This window comes from Undibacterium sp. 5I1 (assembly GCF_034314085.1).
Classification (GTDB): Bacteria; Pseudomonadota; Gammaproteobacteria; order Burkholderiales; family Burkholderiaceae_D; genus Undibacterium.
Genome location: NZ_JAVIWI010000001.1, coordinates 2266357 through 2285108, shown reverse-complemented (window position 1 = coordinate 2285108; position 18752 = coordinate 2266357). Strand labels below are relative to the sequence as shown.

Below are 18752 nucleotides of genomic sequence, written 5' to 3'. Positions count from 1 at the left end.
TCCCCAGCAAAGACGAGCCTCGTGGCACAAAAACACGCCACAAGCCGCACAAACATTACGTAGGGTGCGCCATGCGCACCAATGATGGAAAAACGAACGGCGTAAAAAATGAGGATATTCGGTGAAACGGTGCGCATGACGCACCCATACGGAGGTATGCACGTTATGCTTGCTATCTTGGATCAGAGGTAGCTGTGTCTTTAGTTGACGACGATGTCGACACCTTTTCCAATTTTTCTTGCTAACGTTAGAAAATCAAGATAACAGTCATTGACAGCTTCCATATGTGCACCAATTGCTCCATCAGATGATTTTAGGAAAAATATCGGTTTATTCGCCTCCATTGCCATTGGCATTAGACTGCGGTAGTGTTTTAACTTCGCTAGACTAAATTTATCGTTTTCTATTGATGGCACAGAAGTTAAATCAATGTCGAGTACAGCGGATCTATAGATTGTAGGAATACGATCTAACCACCGTTGGTATGCTTTAACTGGGCGAGAATCGCGTATCCCATGTTGCATCACAATGTAGCCTGCTGGCGCCATCGATCCTTTCGGTATGAGTAAGTCTTTCGGTGCTTTTGGAACCAGCTCGCTCCAAGCACTTCGCCAATCTCTAAGCGTCGGTCCCAGATTCTTCAATCCCTGTAAAGAAAAGAGATCAGGTGCTAATGGAAGAATGACTTGATCGGATGCAATAATGGCGCTTCGGTTGATCGCACCTAGATTGGGGCCAACGTCTATCAATATTAATTCAGCATTAAACTCTTCAGAGGCGGCACTAATTAATCTATAAAACGCAGTCATAACTCGAAACGCAGCTTCATCACGATTATGGCATTTTGGCCAACTCTCAGACAATTTGTCTTCAAATCGAGACAGTGCTAGGTCACCAGGAATAAGGCCTAAGTTTTCGGCAATTTTCTCGATGTGAGGCTTTGCAATGTCACCTAATCCTCTTTGAATCGGTTCAATTGCGCCAAAAATAGTATCTGGATGCCCATTTTCTGGCCATATTTTTTCGAGCTTGGTTTCATTTAGAAACATCGCTGTTAAATTCGCTTGAGGGTCTAAATCTACGGCGATTGTGCGAATTCCTCGAGCTGCGAACATCCAAGAAAGGTGGTAAACCAATGAGGTTTTTCCAACTCCACCCTTATTATTAAAAAAAGCGATTGTTTTCATTCTGCCCTCTTCATTATTTTCACCAAGACAGTATGTTCATCAAATGTAAATTCTGCTTGTGGATTCCCATTGTCGGAAAGCAGCGCTTGAGCTCTTTGTACTCCATAACCGAATCTATTTACAAATCCGAGCGATTTCATAGCTTCTGCAATAATCGGGTTGCGGTAACTATTTCTATTTGGAAAATTTTCCGCGGTTACCTCTCCATACAGCCCGCCAGGGCTATGAATTTCAATATGATCGCTAAACACATAAAAACGTATCGGAGTATTGCTATCATAGTTGCGATGCATTACTGCATTCATTAGCAGTTCTTTAAGGGCAATCTCTGGATAGTTTGTAACTTGTTGCTCTTTTAAATTGGAGATATTCCTGAGAGATATTTTTATGATTGATTTAAGTCGCAAACTTAGTTCATGCATTACAGAAACAAGGTCGCCAGATATTTCAGCTTGTTGCTCAGGAATGTCGGTTAAGTTCGTGCCACTTAATTCTAAATATTGAATGTATGCACCGGGAAGAAAATATCTTGGATTTTTTCCGAACAACAGTACTCCGGCAAATGTAGAACATTCTCGATCCATGTCAAAAAGTCTTAGGGAGCTTAACTGAAGCTCAACAGGACGATGATTGGCTAAAATAGTTTCGGGATCAACGGTTTGTCTGCGGTATGTGTCAAATTGACCTAAAGCTAAATCACCAATTTTTGCTTCTACGCAAGGGCGAGCATCAAATGATCTGGCTAATGCAACTCTGCGCTCAGAAAGGATGCGTTCTTCCTGCTCATTTGCAATTGCCTTGCGTGGCCCAACTCTGATCCATACGCGTCCTTTATAGCGAACAGGAGGTAAATCTGACGGTTGCACCTCTACTACGGCAATATCGCCTTCATCAAAAGAAAATTTGGCGACCGTTAATGCTGGTTGAGGTAGTACGTTCCCATCAGATCTGATACCAGCAAGGTTCTTGAGTAATTCGTCGGTAACCTTTAAATTTGAAAAACTTCCATCATCTTTGGCGCCAATCAATAGATATCCTGCTTTTCTGTGATTTGGAAGATCATTTGCAAATGCACAGATAGCTTGGCAAAATTTTTCGTTATTGCTAATTGATTCTGTTCGCTCGATTCGATCCGACTCCATGTCAACAAGCAATAGTTGAAGCTCACTCTGAGATAGCATATGCGTCCTTATGAATAGTATTGACTTAGATAATAAGTCGCAGTTTTTTCACTTCCCCCAACCATCCTTCAAAGTAGTAACCCGATTAAACACCGGTTTGCCCACCACAGAATCCACGCGATCCGCCACAAAATACCCGTGACGTTCAAACTGCAAACGCGTATCTGGCGTCACGTCTTTCATGCCCGGCTCTACATAGGCTTTGACGACTTCTAGCGCGTTTGGGTTGAGTAATGCCATGAAATCTTTGCCGCCCGCATCTGGATTTGCATCGGTGAATAAGCGGTCGTATAAACGGACTTCGGCTTCTAATGCGTCGGCGGCACTGACCCAGTGGATGTTGCCTTTGACTTTGTAATTGGCGCTGCCTTCGGTGCCGGATTTGCTGTCGGCAAAGTAGTTGCAGTGGACGGCGATGATGTTGCCGTCGGCGTCTTTGTCTGCGCCTGTGCATTCGACTACATAGCCATAACGCAGACGTACCTTGTTACCCGGGAAGAGGCGGAAGTAGCCTTTTGTTGGGACTTCCATAAAGTCTTCTTGCTCGATCCAGAGTTCTTTGCTGATGGTGAATTCGCGGTTGCCGCGCTCTGGGTGGTGCGGGTGAACTGGTGCACTGCAGGCGATGTTTTCACTCATTTCTCCCACCATAGGGAAATTGTCGATGATGAGTTTCAGCGGGCGCAGTACGGCAGTGGCGCGTGGTGCTTTGGGGTCGAGGTCTTCGCGCAGGCAACCTTCTAGCGTGCTGTAGTCGATCCAGCCGTCGGAGCGGGTGACGCCGATACGTTCGCAAAACAGTTGCAGTGCTTCTGGTGTGTAGCCGCGACGGCGGATGCCGACGATGGTGGGCATGCGTGGGTCGTCCCACCCGCTGACGATGTTTTGTTCTACCAGTTGGCGTAGTTTGCGTTTGCTGGTGACGACATAGGTCAAATTGAGTCGTGCAAATTCGTATTGGCGTGGCACGGGTTGTTTGAAGAAACCGCCTTCGGCTGCGCGCTCGATAATCCAGTCGTAGAACGGGCGGTGATCCTGGAACTCTAAGGTGCAGATTGAGTGGGTGATGTTTTCAATCGCGTCTTCCAGCGGATGGGCGTAGTCGTACATCGGGTAGATGCACCATTTGTCGCCGGTACGGTGATGATGGGCGTGACGGATGCGGTAGATCGCGGGGTCGCGCATATTCATGTTGGGTGACGCCATGTCGATTTTGGCGCGCAGGATGTGTTCGCCGCCTTGGAATTCGCCAGCCTTCATACGGCGGAATAAATCCAGGGATTCTGCTGCTGTGCGGTCGCGGAAAGGCGAGTTGACGCCGGGCTTGGAGAAGTCACCGCGATTGGCTGCCATGTCGTCCGCAGATTGACTGTCGACGTAGGCGTGTCCGGCGTTGATCAGGTATTCGGCAATGGCGTAAAAGGTGTCGAAGTAATCGCTGGCGTAATACAAGTGACTACGGTGTTGGCTACCATCGCCTTGTTCAGGACTGTCGTTCCAGTCGAAGCCCAACCATTTGACACTGTCGATGATGGTGTCGACATATTCCTGATCTTCTTTTTCTGGATTGGTATCGTCAAAGCGCAGATGGCAACGGCCAGCGTAATCGCGTGCCAAGCCAAAGTTCAGGCAAATCGATTTGGCGTGGCCGATGTGCAGGTAGCCGTTGGGTTCTGGCGGGAAGCGGGTGATGACGTTGGGCAGACCGTCGCGGGTGTAATGGCCGTCGGCAAGATCGCGGTCAATAATGCCGCGCAAAAAGTTGGATACCGGGGCAGGTGCGTTTGCATCGTGTTTTGCTGCGGGAGTGGTGTTTTTATCGTTATTGCTCATGGTGCCAATCGTTTCAAAAAATAATGTGATGACAAGCATTTTACCGCAGCGTAACAAGAAGCCCGCGCAAGTTAATACTTAATTATTTGTCGCACACGAGCAGCGCTTTTTCTCCATAAACTATCTGAAGGATGTCAGGCGGAAACAGATGCACATTTTTGTTGATGAAAGATTAATATTCTCGACTTGAGGTATCGGCTGGTGATACTTTAAGAACATCTGCCACAGCGATAGCAAAAACGCATTTAATACCAGAGGGCAAATGCACGCTGGTGCAGAGAAATAATCAGTCGGGAGGACAAGAACATGGGCAAATTAGTTGAGCGTAGCGCCTTGATGGAGGCGGCAGATCTGGGCTTATTGCATTACGGGCAGGTCGAGCCTTTGATGCGGTTTTTAGAAACCCGGGCGATGAAAACCGGTACGGCACGGTTTAGCGGGACGATGGTTTTATATTATTTGGGCGGCATGCTGGCGATTGCGGCGTGCTCCTTATTCAGCACCTTGGCGGTGGAGCGCTGGGGCATGCCGGTGCTGCTGGCGCTGAGTATTGGCTACTTTGTCTTTGCGGTAGCCGTTGCTACCTGGCTGGATAAGCGCGGGCAGGGCGTGTTGGCGGGTATTTTTGCGACACTGGCGATTGCTCTGGTGCCTCTGATGGTATTCGCGTTGCAGCATGTCACCGGGTTTTGGGAAGATAGCGCTAATGCTGAGCATTATCGGGATTTTCATCAATGGATAGACTGGCACTGGCTGGTGATGGAGTTGGTGACACTGTTGATCGGTGCGCTGATGTTGTGGCGCTTTAAGTACAGCTTTTTGGTGATGCCGGTTGCGGTGACCTTGTTTTATATGGGGATGGATGTGGTACCGGCCTTGCTGATGCATGGTGATATGGGCGATATATTTGGCGGTGACTGGCATGTGCGGCAGCAGATTTCGCTGGTATTTGGGCTGTTGATGCTGGTGTTGGCGCTGGTAGTGGATTTTCGCTCGCTGCGCGGTGTGGACTATTCGTTCTGGCTGTATCTATTTGGCTTGCTGACATTTTGGGGTGCATTGTCGTCGATGGGTAATGGTGCTTTGTCTGGCAAGCTGATTTATCTGGCGATTAATGGGGGCTTGATTTTTGTCGGTGCAGTATTGGGTCGCCGGGTGTTTGCTGTTTTTGGCGGTATTGGTATCGCGATGGTGTTGGGAGATTTGTCCTGGCATTTGTTCAAAGACAGTTTTGCGTTTGTTGCTGTATTGACTTTGTTAGGTTTTGCGCTGATTGCATCGGGTGTGTGGTGGAGCCGGCATCGTGTACGTTTAACCGCGCAACTCTCCAGCAAATTGCCGACGGCAATGCAATCTAAACTGGCAATGCGCGGCTTATCTACCTGAATAGGTCCTAATATTAATAAGATCGATGTAAGGAAACACTACCTCCTTAGACTAAGACATATAGTCGCAGTATAAATAGGGATATGAATATAGGACTTGGACAGCGCCAGATGGAGGGCGGTGTCCAAGTCCTTATTAAGGTTCCTGATTTTTAAGGAGGTGGTATGAAACGTTTATTCTCAGTATGGCCGTTGGTACTGGTTGCAGGGATCGTCCAGCCAGCGTTGGCGCAAACATGTACCAAAAGCAGCCCAGCGCACACGGTCGCTTTGCTGGAGTTGTACACCTCCGAGGGCTGCAATAGTTGTCCGCCAGCCGATAAGTTTGTCAGTAGTGTCTACAAAACGACCGGCTTAACATCCGACCAGGTATTGCCCTTATCGCTGCATGTGGATTATTGGGATTACATCGGCTGGAAAGATACCTTCTCCAATCCTATTTTTACGCAGCGTCAGCGCTGGCTGGCGGAGCTGGCGTCCACTCGCACGGTGTACACGCCCGAGGTGTTTGTTGCGGGCAAAGAGTTGCGCAACTGGAGTAATGGCGTGGCGGATGCAGTCAAGCGCATTAATCAAAAACCTGCCCAAGCGGATATTCGCCTGACTTTGGATGGCGTGACAGATCGTCAGCTCAACGTGAGTATGACCAGCAATACGGCGCAAACGGGCAAACTCTATTTTGCCTTGGTTGAAAGCGGCTTGGTCTCGCATGTCAAAGCAGGAGAAAACAGTGGTGTCACGCTACAGCATGATTATGTCGTGCGGCAGTGGGGCGATCCCGTTCGTCTGACGGGCGGCAGCAATACGACGATGCGCCAGATCAGCTTCCCTGCGAATGCTGTACGCAAGAATCTGGCAGTGGCAGCTTTTGTGCAATCGGATAAAGGTGAGGTGTTGCAGGCGCTGTCGTTGCCGATTTGTTCGGGTTTATAGAAGGCGCTTTAATGCACCTTCTACCCAAACGCATCAGCTGTAGAAAGTCTTGATTAAACCTTTATGTTTCGCTTGCAGCCCGCAGCATTTCTACATGTTCAATATCATCTTCCAGATAGATGTCTGAGACGGTGACAAAGCCAAAGCTGCCATAAAATTTTTCCAAATACGCTTGTGCGCCGATGCGGATAGGCTGATTGGGGTAGCGTTGTTCTAACTGCGCGATGCCCTCGGTGATGAGTGCTTTGCCGCTGCCGCTACCGCGAAATTCTTTTGTTGTGATCACACGGCCGATGGATGCTTCTGCAAACTTGAGACCCGGCGGAACGATGCGCAGATAGGCCGCGACTCTGATCTTGCTTTGCGTAGAGGCGTGTTCCGTCGCTTCTTCTATGACTGTTCCAACCACGTGCAGACAATCCTGATCTGCGTCATCCATATCTGGGAACACGCAGTTTTGTTCCACGACAAATACCTCGCTGCGTGCACGCAAAATGGCATACAACAGCGCGGGTGATAAGTCATCAAACGCCAGACATTGCCATTGCACCGCAGCGCTGATGGGTTGAGTATTGTGAGACGCTGGCACTGAGTGCGATTCAGAAGTTGATTGCGAAGTCGATTGAAGAGCGGTCATAGATAAAATTACATTTGTCTGAAAAGATGGGCATACACACGGCTGACCGCCAGCTTCTCATCCCGGTCGATGAGCTTGAGCGAGAGCTTGCCAGATTCATCCCGATGCGCCGAATGGATGCACTGGCTGTTGACCACCGTGCTGCGATGGATTTGCCAGAACTGGTTACTGTCGAGCTGTGGCAATAACTCTCTGAGGCTAACACGGATTAGTGAAGAATGTTCTGCTGTCACGACGTTGATGTACTTGTCAGTTGCTTCAAAATATAGCACATCATCAATGCGTATCATACGGGTCTGATTACCGACCGCAGCGCGTATGATCGTTAGTTTTTCGGTCGTCTTTGCATCACCGCTAGCGACACCGGCTTGATTAACTCCAGCTTGATTTGCATAGCCAAGAGTGCCAACGCCAGGCATCAGATTGCGCAATTGCGCGACTACCCGTTCTAATTCTCCTGAACGCTCTTGACCGTCGTCTAAACGTGTTTGTAATCGTTTGACAGTTTTGCTCAAACGTTCTTCGCTGACTGGTTTCAATACATAATCGGATGCTGCATGTTCAAATGCGTCTATCGCATAATCGTCATAGGCTGTGACGAAGACAATCAACGGGAAAGGTTTGTCATCAGTCCATTCTTCGGCCAGTTCTTGTGCGACTTCCAACCCGGTTTTCCCTGGCATTTTGATATCTAAAAAAAGAATGTCTGGTAGCTGTGCCAGTGCTTCTTGTACTGCGGCCACACCGTTTTCTACCACGCCGCAAATGCGTAGCTCTGGCCAGAGTTTTTCCAGATGCTTTATTAGCGTAAGTGACAATATCGTTTCATCTTCTGCGATGAGCGCGCGTAGTTGTGCCATATATTTATCCTTGTAGCGGAATAGTCAGGTGCGCAATTGCACCTTCTGGTTGATTGGGGCTGAGTGTCAGGCTGGCGCTGGCGCCATACAATGCAAACAAGCGGTCGCGTATATTCTCGTTGCCGACATGTTGGATGTTGCCGTCCACGCTGTCATTCTGAAGCTCATTGACTTGGGCTTGAATTGCGATGGGGTCTTTGTAGTTGGATGGCAAGCCCATGCCTGTATCGATTACTTTTAAATGCAAAACATGGTTGTCCATCGTGGCAGAGACATGGATATGACCACCTTCCATTTTCGGTTCGACGCCATGTTTGATCGCGTTCTCGACCAGAGGTTGTAACAACATCGGCGCGATCTGCAAGGACTGCAACTCTTTCGGTAAATCGATCTGATACGTGAGGCGCTTGCCCATACGTATCGCTAATAATTCTAGGTAGGCATGCATCAAAGCAAACTCTTGTTTGAGCGTAGTTTTATCGGTGCGGGAAGAGCTGAGACTGGCACGCAGATATAGAATTAATTGCTCCAGCATGTATTGGGCGCGTTCGGTATCGATAGCGATTAAGCCCTGTAAATTCGCCAGCGTGTTGAAGAGCATATGCGGCTCGATCTGCGCTTGCAGCAATTGCAGTTTGGCCTGGATTGCCTGCCGTTCGATGGCGGCATGCCGGGCTTTCTCTTTTTCTGCCTCTGCTTTAAATTCTGCCAGCTTGCTTTGGTTCCAGAAAAATACACCTGAAATCAGACTGAAAAAAACAGACATGATGACCATCGCGCGGTCACTGCGAGTAATAAATCCACCTAGGTTGGGTATTGGAATGCCGTAGATCAGCATACTGATCGTGACGCCGATATAGTACCCGACCGGCGCCGCTGCTGCGCAGACCAATAAAAAGGCTAGGCGATTGGGTTTATTCGTCCTCCAGATGAGCCAGCGCAAGCCATCAATCAATATCGAGATGCAGGTGCCGATGATGATCGAAAAAACCCAGATCGTCTGGAATGGCGCATTGATACTGACGACATAAGTCAGGAAAACTGCGATCAGCGTATTGACAAGTATTAAGATCGCGACCGACCTGAGTAAGTTGATTTTGTGCCCAGCTCTGGGGAAGATCAATGTCAGCATATGAAAAGGAAGGAATTTTTTTCGAATGTCTATCATACGTTGCTTAGTTAGCTTCCCTTTAGTTTTCCTTTAGTTTTGCTTTACTTTTACTAAAGAGATTTATTGCACCAATACTATTTGCGAATGACAGCCATGATCAGCGGAGTCGTCTTATTGTGCGACAGGAAAGCGACGAAAGCACACGATCTGGTCGCCAATCAGCGCTGAACCGCCGCGAAATGACCCGCCAAAATTGCGTATGCGGTAATAGAAAATTCCTACACCAGAATATTTTGCTGATATATTTATCGGCCTTGTTGGCAAGCTCTTTCGTAGCCTTGTTAGCAAGCCCGTGATTAAGCTCGTTTTTGAGATTGTTTTAGCCCAGCTTGTCCTGATCAATCTTGAGCTTCACTATGAGTATCAGCACAGCATAGGCACAAAGTAGTGCTGCATTGCAGCGTAAAAAGTTGTCGCTTATTTACTCATCGGCATACTGAAGTCATTACCGATGATCTCGTCGTTTTTAATAAGGATCTTATGCGTTATTCCACACGTTTTTTACCGGTACTGACTGCCATCGCAATGGCGTTATCCGTACCTGTGACGGCCATGGCCCAAACCGCCGCGTCAGCCAAAGTCAAAGCCAAGCCGCCGACCGTGGCCGAAGCAGAACAGTTTTTGCGTGACAGCGAAGTACGTTTGCAACAACTGTCGGTGATCTCGCAACGTGCTGCTTGGGTGTATGAGACGCATATCACCGACGATACTGAGGCAATGTCGGCGCAAGCCAGTGAACAGGCTTTAACCGTCGGCAGTGAAATTGCGATTCAGGCGCGTCGCTATAATCACTTGCCTCTGTCAGTGGACAGCAAACGTAAGTTAAAACTATTGCAGCTCAATTTAAGTCTGAGCAACGCGGCTGACCGCGAAGCTTACACCCGCCTGAGCACCTCGCTGGCAGGTGAATATGGCAAAGCCAAATATTGCAAAAAGGCAGATGATCCAAGCACCTGTCTGGATCTGGGGCAAATGGAACAAATCATGGCAGAGAGCCATGACCCAGCGGTACTCAAAGATATCTGGATGGGCTGGCATCATCAGGCGACCAAATATAAAAAGAGTTATGTCGATTATGTCGCCGTGTCCAACAAGGGTGCGCGAGAAATGGGCTACGCCGATACCGGCGCATTGTGGCGTTCAGAATACGATATGTCGGCGGATGAATTCGCTGCCGAGAGTGAGCGCCTGTGGCAGCAAGTCAAACCTTTGTATGAATCTTTGCATCAGTATGTGCGTTTGAAATTACGTCAGACCTATGGCCCTGATGTGGTGCCGCTGACAGGGCCGATCCCCGCCCATTTGTTTGGCAATATGTGGAGTCAGACCTGGGAGAATTTATATCCTATCGTCAGACCGCAAGGCCAGGATGCCTCTTTGGATGTTGGCGCAGTATTGAAGCAAAAAAATATCGATGCCAAAGGGATGGCCCAATTTGCCGAAGGTTTTTATACCTCGCTGGGGATGGAATCCTTGCCCGCGACGTTCTGGCAAAAATCGATGTTGACCAAGCCGCGTGATCGCGAAGTCGTGTGCCATGCATCGGCTTGGGATCTGGACAACATGACCGATGTACGCGTTAAGATGTGTATGAATCAGACGACCGAAGACTTCACTACGATTCATCATGAGTTGGGTCATATTTATTATGATCTTGCGTATCGTAAACAACCGTTTTTGTTCAGAGGGGGCGCAAATGACGGCTTCCATGAAGCGATCGGCGACACGGTTGCCTTGTCCGTAACACCAGAATATCTGAAGCAAATCGGCTTGCTGAATCAGGTGCCGGATGTATCGCAAGATATTGGCGTGTTGTTGAATCGCGCCTTAGAAAAGGTCGCTTTCTTACCGTTCGGTTATCTGGTGGATCAATGGCGTTGGAAGGTGTATTCCGGTCAGGTTGCGCCTAAAGATTACGACAAAGTCTGGTGGGAGCTGCGGGAGAAATATCAAGGGATCAAGCGACCTGCGCCGATGGAAGCCGACGGCTTTGATGCGGGCGCAAAATATCATGTGCCTGCCGATACGCCCTATGCTCGCTATTTTATTGCCGATATTTTGCAGTTCCAGTTTCATCGCGCTTTGTGCAAAGAAGCGGGTTATGTTGGTCCGTTGAATCGTTGCTCTAACTACGGTAACAAAAAAGCCGGTGCCAAATATCAAGCGATGCTGTCCATGGGTGCAAGCCGTCCGTGGAGCGAGGCACTGAAAACCGTTTCTGGCGAAGAGAAGATGGACGCCTCGGCAATTCTGGATTATTTCGCACCATTAAAAGTCTGGTTAGATGCGCAAAATACTTTGCTGATGAAGCAGGATGTAAAGGGATAATCGAGGCGATACATTAAAGGCCAGCAGTGGGGGCGGGTATTGAAATAAGCTGTATTTAAGCTGCGATAATATTGAATACTCTGGGTAAGTATATTTTATTGTCCATATAAAGTCTGGTTATTAGCTTATTTTGATAGCATACTCCCCCTATTTATCGGTATTTTAAAATATAAAAGGGAGTGGCTTTTTGGCCACTCCCTTTTTGCTTTAGTTGATAGTTTTGACTAAGTTGATGGCTAAGTCAGCGCAAGCTAGCCCCATGCTTAAACCAAGATCAAATAATGCGATTTTTAATTAAGGTCGCAATCTTTTCATCATCGTAATGCAGTACGTCGCGCAGAATTTGCTGGTTGTGCTGCCCCAATAACGGTGGCGGTGCCTGATACTGAGTGGGTGTGACGGATAATTTCATCGGACTGGCAACCAGCCTGACTTTATCTGCCGTAGGGTGGGGCAGATCAAGCCGCATCTCGCGGGCGATGACTTGTGGATTGTCGAACACTTCTTCCAGATTATTGATCGGGCCGCATGGTACGCCAGCACTTTCTAATAAGTCTATCCACTCTTGTTTGGTTTTTTGTTTGACCATCTCGGCCAATTGCGGCACTAGTTGATCTCTGTGCTGTACGCGTCGTGGATTAGTAAAGTACAGGGGATCGTCTGCCAGTTCAGGGCGACCGCCTGCATGTACAAATTTAGCGTACTGACCGTCATTTCCGGCGGCCACAATGATGTGTCCGTCTGATGTAGCGAAGGTTTGGTAAGGCACGATATTCGGATGTGCATTGCCCCAGCGTTTTGGTGCGACCCCGCTGGCAAGGTAATTGGTGTTCATATTGGCCAGCATGGCGACTTGTACATCCAGCAGCGCCATGTCGATGTATTGGCCTTCTCCTGTGCGATCCCGGTGTGTTAGCGCTGCCATGACGGCAATGGTGGCGTACATGCCAGTCATCAGGTCTGCAATTGCGACCCCCGCTTTTTGTGGGCCGCCTCCGGGCAAATCATCACGTTCGCCGGTCAGTGACATAAAACCGCCCATGCCTTGCACAATAAAATCATAGCCAGCGCGATGCGCGTATGGTCCGGTTTGACCAAAACCTGTGATGGAGCAATACACCAGATCAGGTTTTAGCTGCTTTAGGTTGTCGTAGTCCAGACCGTATTTTTTGAGTTGGCCGACTTTATAATTTTCCAGCACGACATCGGATTGTTGTGCCAGTTCGCGGATGATTTGCTGACCTTCTTTGGTGGCGATATCAACGGTGATGGCGCGCTTGCCCCGATTGGCTGCAAGGTAATAAGCAGCTTCGCCGGTATTTTTCCCAGCATCGGATTTGAGAAAAGGCGGACCCCAGCTGCGGGTGTCGTCGCCGACTTCTGGTTTTTCCACCTTAATTACTTCTGCTCCCAGATCAGCTAGATTTTGCGCACACCATGGCCCTGCAAGCACGCGGGTGAGATCCAGTACGCGGATATGTCCGAGGGAAGTCTTGTTGTTTTCTGTCGTCTGCATATATGCTATGTCCGTTCGATTGGTCGATACTATTCTGGTAAGTCAAACAATGCTGAGAGGAATTCAATACGATGATAACTAGTTGGCCTTATCCTAAAATAATCGCGCACCGTGGTGGTGGCACGCTCGCTCCAGAAAATACCATTGCTGCAATGCGATGTGGACTGGAGTACGGATTTCACGCAGTTGAGTTTGATGTCATGTTATCAAAGGATGGTGTGCCTGTGCTAATGCATGATCCTTTATTTGGTCGCACTGTGCGCGGCGATGGTGGCGTCGCAGCTAGCTTGGCAGCCGAGTTACAACAGATGGATGCGGGAAGCTGGTTTTCTGAGCGGTTTGCCGGAGAGCGTATCCCGACTTATGTGCAAGTGATTGAATTTTGTCAGCAACATCGGATCTGGATGAATGTCGAGATTAAACCGGTACCGGGGTTTGAAGAGATTACCGGACGAGTCGTAGCAGAAGTGACTAAGCAGATGCAGGCGGGTGATGACGTGCTGTTTTCTTCCTTTTCATTTGACGCTTTAATGCAGGCTAAGCTAGTGGCACCAGAGATCAAGCGTGGATTTTTAACCGACCAGATTGAGTGGGATTGGCAGCAGCGATTAGAACAACTGGACGCGATTGCCTTGCATACCAACCACAAACATTTAACGCCTGAGATCGCACAACAGATCAAAGCTGCAGGCTATGGTTTGTTTTGTTATACGGTGAACACGCCAGAGCGCGCTCGGGAAATTTTTGATTGGGGTGTCGACGCGTTTTGTACCGACCGGATTGATTTGATTGCAGCCGATTTTTGATTGTTACATTCGCTTACGCGGCTTACAGTTTTAATGTCAGCAGCTTGTATTTTGACCTCGTTATAGGCTCATGAGTGACGCAGTTAAAATTAGGATTTACGCAAAACTGCATCACTTGGTCAGTAAAATTACTTTAATCCATCGAAAGGGAAGATCATGAAATCCAACAAAAACACAATCACACGTATCATCTCCAGCAAAATTGCTCCCGCATTGATTGTAAGCTTGTTCGCGATGCCAGTATTTGCGCAAACCGCTGCGACAACGAACACACCTAATATCGATAAACGTCAGGATAATCAACAACAACGCGTTGCCAATGGCGTTAGCAGCGGCGCACTGACCGCAAAAGAAGCTACTAATTTGGAAAAACGTGAATCTAAAATCGAAACTGATAAACAAGCAGCGAAAGCAGATGGCACCGTCACCAAACAAGAGCGCGCAAAACTGCAACACGAAGAAAACCGTGCCAGCAAAAAAATCTATGCAAAAAAACACAACGCACGTACAGCAAGTTCGCCAGGTCAATAAACTTAGTTGCGCTTAACAAAATAGACCACTGTCAGATGTTTTAAGCAGCTGATTTAAGAGAGATCGGTCTCTCTAAAAAGTAGAGGAAAAGTAGAACCCGTCTGGCATTCGACGCCAGGCGGGTTTTGTTTTTATGGCACAAAATGCCGGAAGTTATCACGTATAATCAAGAGCTAACTTTTTAAAACCGCATCAATCTGCCCTGAAAATTACTATGAACTCGTCTGAAATCCGCGATAAATTCCTCAGCTTTTTCGAATCCAAAGGCCATACACGAGTCCGTTCGTCCAGCCTTATCCCCGGCAATGACCCGACTCTGTTGTTCACCAACTCCGGCATGGTGCAATTTAAGGATGTTTTCCTAGGTCAGGACAAGCGCAATTACACCCGCGCAACCACGGCGCAGCGCAGCGTGCGAGCAGGTGGTAAGCATAACGATCTGGAAAACGTCGGTTACACAGCCCGTCACCACACATTTTTTGAAATGCTGGGTAATTTTTCCTTCGGTGATTACTTCAAGCGCGATGCAATCAACTATGCATGGGAATTGCTGACTGTCGTTTATGGCCTGCCAAAAGACAAGCTGACGGTGACGGTGTATCAGGAAGATGACGAAGCCTACGATATCTGGAAAAACGAAATCGGCGTACCGCCTGAACGCATTATCCGTATCGGCGACAATAAAGGCGCTCGTTACGCATCAGACAATTTCTGGCAGATGGCAGACACAGGACCATGTGGTCCGTGTTCTGAAATTTTTTATGATCACGGCGCCGATATCTGGGGTGGTCCTCCAGGTTCACCTGATGAAAACGGTGATCGTTTTATCGAAATCTGGAATCTGGTGTTCATGCAATTCAACAAGGATGAGCAAGGCGTTTTGCATCCTTTGCCAAAACCTTGCGTCGATACCGGTATGGGACTGGAGCGCATTGCGGCGGTATTGCAGCATGTGCACTCCAACTACGAAATTGATATCTTCCAAAATTTGATTAAAGCCGCCGCGCGCGAAACGGGCTGTACCGATCTACATCACAATTCTTTAAAAGTCATTGCGGATCACATCCGCTGCGCAGGTTTTTTGATTGTTGACGGCATTATTCCCGGTAACGAAGGACGCGGTTATGTCTTGCGTCGTATCACGCGCCGTGCTCTGCGTCATGGTCACAAGCTAGGTCAGCCACAGCCATTTTTCTACAAACTAGTTGCTGATCTCGTGAAAGAAATGGGTGAGGCTTATCCCGAGTTGGCAGAGGCTGGCGAGCGCGTTGCTCAGGTTTTGAAACAGGAAGAAGAACGTTTTGGCGAAACGCTGGAACATGGCATGAAGATTCTGGAAGCAGCACTCGCCAAAGACAGCAAAAATCTGGATGGCGCGACGGCTTTCACCTTGTATGACACCTACGGCTTCCCGTTGGATCTGACGGCAGATATTTGCCGTGAGCGCAATGTGGTGCTGGACGAAGCTGGTTTTGATGCTGCTATGGCGCATCAGAAGCAAACTGCTCGTGCTGCAGGTAAGTTCAAAATGGCTGCGGCAATTGAATACAGCGGGGACAAAACGAAGTTTGTCGGCTACGAGCAACTGAGTAACGACAGTAAAGTGATTGCTTTGTACGTCGATGGCAGCGCGGTCTCTCAATTGCAAGCTGGTCAGGCAGGTATTGTGGTGCTGGATGTGACGCCTTTCTATGCTGAATCTGGCGGTCAGTGCGGTGACTCTGGTGTTTTAAAATCCAGCGCCGGAGCGGTGTTTGAGGTCGCGGATACGCAAAAAATCCAGGCCGATGTATTTGGTCATCACGGTACATTAATTACTGGCACATTAGAAGTTGGACAAAGTTTGCACGCGCAAGTCGCAACAGCCGTGCGCGCGCAAACAGTGCGTAATCACTCGGCTACGCATTTAATGCACAAGGCCTTGCGTGAAGTATTGGGCGCGCATGTATCGCAAAAAGGTTCCTTGGTTGACGCTGAGAAAACCCGTTTCGATTTCAGCCACAACGCACCGATGACCGACGACCAGATTCTGCAAGTAGAAACGATAGTCAACCGCGAAATTTTGTCCAATGTGGCTGCGCAAGCGCAAGTAATGTCGTATGACGATGCGATCAAGCATGGTGCAATGGCTTTGTTTGGTGAGAAGTATGGCGATGAAGTGCGCGTATTGGATATTGGTACGTCACGTGAGTTGTGCGGTGGCACGCATGTGACCCGTACCGGCGATATTGGTCTGTTTAAAATTGTGTCAGAAGGCGGGGTTGCCGCAGGAATACGCCGTGTTGAGGCGGTTACTGGTGAAGTCGCACTTGAACTGGTGCAAACCTTGAACCAGCGTGTGAATGAGATCGCAGCCGCTCTCAAAACTCAACCAGAGAAATTAACCCAGCGCATAGCGCAATGGCAAGATCAGATGAAGTCTCTAGAAAAAGAACTGGCTACTCTGAAGTCTAAGGCAGCTGCAAATCAGGGTGAGGCCTTGGCAGATCAGGCGGTAGAGATCAACGGTGTCAAAGTATTGGCAGCAATGATGGAAGGTGCAGACGCAACCGCATTGCGCGAAACTATGATTAAGCTTAAAGATAAATTGAAAACAGCCGCCATCGTATTGGCCGCAGTCAATGAAGGCAAAGTCAGTTTGGTCGCAGGTGTGACTGATGATGCAACTTCAAAAATTAAGGCGGGTGACTTGGTGAACTTTGTGGCTCAGCAGGTTGGTGGCAAAGGTGGCGGCCGTCCTGATATTGCCCAGGCGGGTGGCACTGATCCATCTGGTTTACCTAAAGCCTTGGCAGCTGTACCTAACTGGATTAAAGAGCGCCTATGATATTTATCCGCCGTGCTGAATTAACAGATGCCGCTCAGATACAGCGGGTATATGCAAGTACCAATGCGTACTCTAATACCTTGCAATTACCACATCCTACCGTTGAGATGTGGCAGGAGCGTTTAAAACAGTTTAATCCGAATGACACTTTGCTTATCGCGATGTACGACGGTGTGATCGTTGGCACGGCGGGTTTGCATGTAGAGAGTGCGGTCAGGCGACGCCATGTAGCCTCTTTGGGAATGGGTGTGGCGGACTCTTTTAGCGGCCGCGGCGTTGGTACGGCATTAATGGTGGAGTTGATGAATCTGGCCGATAACTGGCTTAATTTGTTGCGTCTTGAGCTTTATGTCTACGCCGATAATGCCGCGGCAATTCACCTGTATAACAAATTTGGTTTTGAAATTGAGGGAACCCATCGCGCACATTCTTTGCGCAATGGGGTTTTCATCGATACTTATTCTATGGCGCGTTTTCATCCTAAACAGCCCCAAGTTCCACTAATGTCACGTTAGGTTTCTGATGGAAATCAAATTCTGTCCGGTATGTGCCCAATCGCTTGAGCATCGCTCTGATGAGCAGGAAGCGGGAAAAATCCGTTTAGCGTGTCCAGAAGGTCATTGGACACATTGGGATAATCCTTTGCCAGTTCTGGCAGCCCTAGTCGAGGTCGAAGGACATATTTTGTTGGCGCGTAATGCCGCGTGGCCAGAAAAAGTGTTTGCGCTGATTACCGGGTTCATGGAGCGCGGCGAAACGCCTGAGCAAGGTATCGCCAGAGAACTCAAAGAAGAGACTAATCTCGACGCTGATCAGATCAATTTGATTGGCGTGTATGAGTTCATCAAAAAAAACGAAGTCATCATTGCCTATCATGTAAAGGCATCCGGCGAGATTCGTTTGTCACCAGAATTACTGGAATATCGTTTGATTCAACCGGAGAAGTTGCGTCCTTGGCGAGCCGGTACTGGTTATGCAATGGCTGACTGGATGCGCGCGAACGGTCTTGAGCCAGTTTTTGCTGATTGGGGCAGTTCCTGAGTGATGAATCCGCAACAGATTCTCACTAAAGTTGTGCAAAAAATTACGAATATCACTCGATTTTTTTCTTGAGTTGCTGCGTTGCACCATGTTGATTAATTTTCCGGTAGAATTGGTGCAAAGTTTTTGTAATGACTTTGTAAAAAAATGAAGTTGTTGTTTCAATTTGTTTATTCCCGCTACTGGAAAAATCATGCAATTCAATAAAGAACTGGACGCACGTGGACTGAATTGTCCGCTTCCAATTTTAAAGACGAAAAAAGCGCTGGCCGACATGATCACGGGCGAAGTTCTCCACGTGATTGCAACAGATCCCGGCTCTGTGCGCGATTTCAAAGCCTTCTCCAAGCAAACCGGTAATGAGTTGTTGTCTCATTTGGAAGGCAGTGCAGAATATGAATACTTTATCAAACGGAAATAAGTTTGATTGATAGGTCATGTTAAAGCGTCACAACTGAGAAAATAGCGTGACAAACAAGCGCCATCAATGAAAAAAGCCCGCAATGCAACGCGGGC

Annotated in this window: 16 protein-coding genes; 9 read left to right on the top strand and 7 right to left on the bottom strand. The window is 48.3% G+C overall.

The window, feature by feature from the left end; all coding sequences use genetic code 11:
• Positions 1 to 200: 200 nt before the first annotated feature.
• Genes RGU72_RS10080 through RGU72_RS10070 form a run of 3 tightly spaced genes read right to left on the bottom strand, consistent with a single transcriptional unit; the run spans position 201 to position 4201 of the window.
• The gene (locus RGU72_RS10080; protein ID WP_322119595.1) at positions 201 to 1187 is read right to left on the bottom strand and encodes a ParA family protein; all 987 of its coding nucleotides are present in this window, start codon (positions 1185 to 1187) and stop codon (positions 201 to 203) included.
• Positions 1184 to 2368 carry an RNA-binding domain-containing protein gene (locus RGU72_RS10075; RefSeq protein ID WP_322119594.1) on the bottom strand — a complete coding sequence of 395 codons (1185 nt, stop codon included), beginning with the start codon at positions 2366 to 2368 and terminating at the stop codon, positions 1184 to 1186. The genes RGU72_RS10080 and RGU72_RS10075 overlap by 4 nt, the downstream gene beginning before the upstream one ends.
• Positions 2369 to 2416: 48 nt before the next feature.
• A complete protein-coding gene (locus RGU72_RS10070) occupies positions 2417 to 4201 on the bottom strand; it encodes a glutamine--tRNA ligase/YqeY domain fusion protein (protein ID WP_322119593.1) in 1785 nt (594 codons plus the stop codon).
• A 306-nt stretch (positions 4202 to 4507) separates the two neighbouring features.
• Here RGU72_RS10070 and RGU72_RS10065 point away from each other — a divergent pair, with 306 nt between their 5' ends.
• Positions 4508 to 5587 (top strand): DUF2157 domain-containing protein, encoded by a 1080-nt coding sequence (locus tag RGU72_RS10065; protein ID WP_322119592.1) that lies wholly within the window; start codon positions 4508 to 4510, stop codon positions 5585 to 5587.
• 164 nt (positions 5588 to 5751) lie between these two features.
• Positions 5752 to 6519 (top strand): DUF1223 domain-containing protein, encoded by a 768-nt coding sequence (locus tag RGU72_RS10060; protein ID WP_322119591.1) that lies wholly within the window; start codon positions 5752 to 5754, stop codon positions 6517 to 6519.
• 61 nt (positions 6520 to 6580) lie between these two features.
• Here the strand turns inward: RGU72_RS10060 and RGU72_RS10055 are convergent, their stop codons facing one another.
• From RGU72_RS10055 to RGU72_RS10045, 3 genes are read right to left on the bottom strand one after another with little or no spacing between them, the layout of a single operon-like run.
• On the bottom strand, positions 6581 to 7156 hold the full coding sequence (locus RGU72_RS10055; protein ID WP_322119590.1) for a GNAT family N-acetyltransferase: 576 nt from the start codon (positions 7154 to 7156) through the stop codon (positions 6581 to 6583).
• A gap of 8 nt (positions 7157 to 7164) precedes the next feature.
• Positions 7165 to 8016: a LytTR family DNA-binding domain-containing protein gene (locus RGU72_RS10050; RefSeq protein ID WP_322119589.1), complete on the bottom strand. Its 852-nt coding sequence runs from the start codon at positions 8014 to 8016 to the stop codon at positions 7165 to 7167.
• A gap of 4 nt (positions 8017 to 8020) precedes the next feature.
• Positions 8021 to 9184, bottom strand: coding sequence for a sensor histidine kinase (locus RGU72_RS10045; protein ID WP_322119588.1), 1164 nt, complete (start codon positions 9182 to 9184; stop codon positions 8021 to 8023).
• 483 nt (positions 9185 to 9667) lie between these two features.
• Between RGU72_RS10045 and RGU72_RS10040 the strand changes: the two genes are divergently transcribed.
• Positions 9668 to 11515 (top strand): M2 family metallopeptidase, encoded by a 1848-nt coding sequence (locus tag RGU72_RS10040; protein WP_322119587.1) that lies wholly within the window; start codon positions 9668 to 9670, stop codon positions 11513 to 11515.
• Positions 11516 to 11789: 274 nt separating this feature from the next.
• Here RGU72_RS10040 and RGU72_RS10035 read toward each other — a convergent pair whose 3' ends face one another.
• Positions 11790 to 13031: a CaiB/BaiF CoA-transferase family protein gene (locus RGU72_RS10035; protein ID WP_322119586.1), complete on the bottom strand. Its 1242-nt coding sequence runs from the start codon at positions 13029 to 13031 to the stop codon at positions 11790 to 11792.
• Between the two features lie 71 nt (positions 13032 to 13102).
• Here RGU72_RS10035 and ugpQ point away from each other — a divergent pair, with 71 nt between their 5' ends.
• The 6 genes from ugpQ (at position 13103) to RGU72_RS10005 (ending at position 18657) form a co-directional block, all read left to right on the top strand.
• Positions 13103 to 13837: a glycerophosphodiester phosphodiesterase gene (ugpQ, locus tag RGU72_RS10030; protein ID WP_322119585.1), complete on the top strand. Its 735-nt coding sequence runs from the start codon at positions 13103 to 13105 to the stop codon at positions 13835 to 13837.
• Positions 13838 to 13993: 156 nt separating this feature from the next.
• Complete coding sequence (locus RGU72_RS10025; RefSeq protein ID WP_322119584.1) at positions 13994 to 14368, top strand: hypothetical protein; 375 nt, start codon at positions 13994 to 13996, stop codon at positions 14366 to 14368.
• 214 nt (positions 14369 to 14582) lie between these two features.
• The gene (gene alaS, locus RGU72_RS10020) at positions 14583 to 17195 is read left to right on the top strand and encodes an alanine--tRNA ligase (protein ID WP_322119583.1); all 2613 of its coding nucleotides are present in this window, start codon (positions 14583 to 14585) and stop codon (positions 17193 to 17195) included.
• Positions 17192 to 17710, top strand: coding sequence for a GNAT family N-acetyltransferase (locus RGU72_RS10015; protein WP_322119582.1), 519 nt, complete (start codon positions 17192 to 17194; stop codon positions 17708 to 17710). The genes alaS and RGU72_RS10015 overlap by 4 nt, the downstream gene beginning before the upstream one ends.
• A gap of 4 nt (positions 17711 to 17714) precedes the next feature.
• On the top strand, positions 17715 to 18236 hold the full coding sequence (locus tag RGU72_RS10010; protein ID WP_322121616.1) for an NUDIX domain-containing protein: 522 nt from the start codon (positions 17715 to 17717) through the stop codon (positions 18234 to 18236).
• 193 nt (positions 18237 to 18429) lie between these two features.
• Positions 18430 to 18657, top strand: coding sequence for a sulfurtransferase TusA family protein (locus tag RGU72_RS10005; RefSeq protein WP_322119581.1), 228 nt, complete (start codon positions 18430 to 18432; stop codon positions 18655 to 18657).
• The last annotated feature ends 95 nt before the right edge of the window (positions 18658 to 18752 follow it).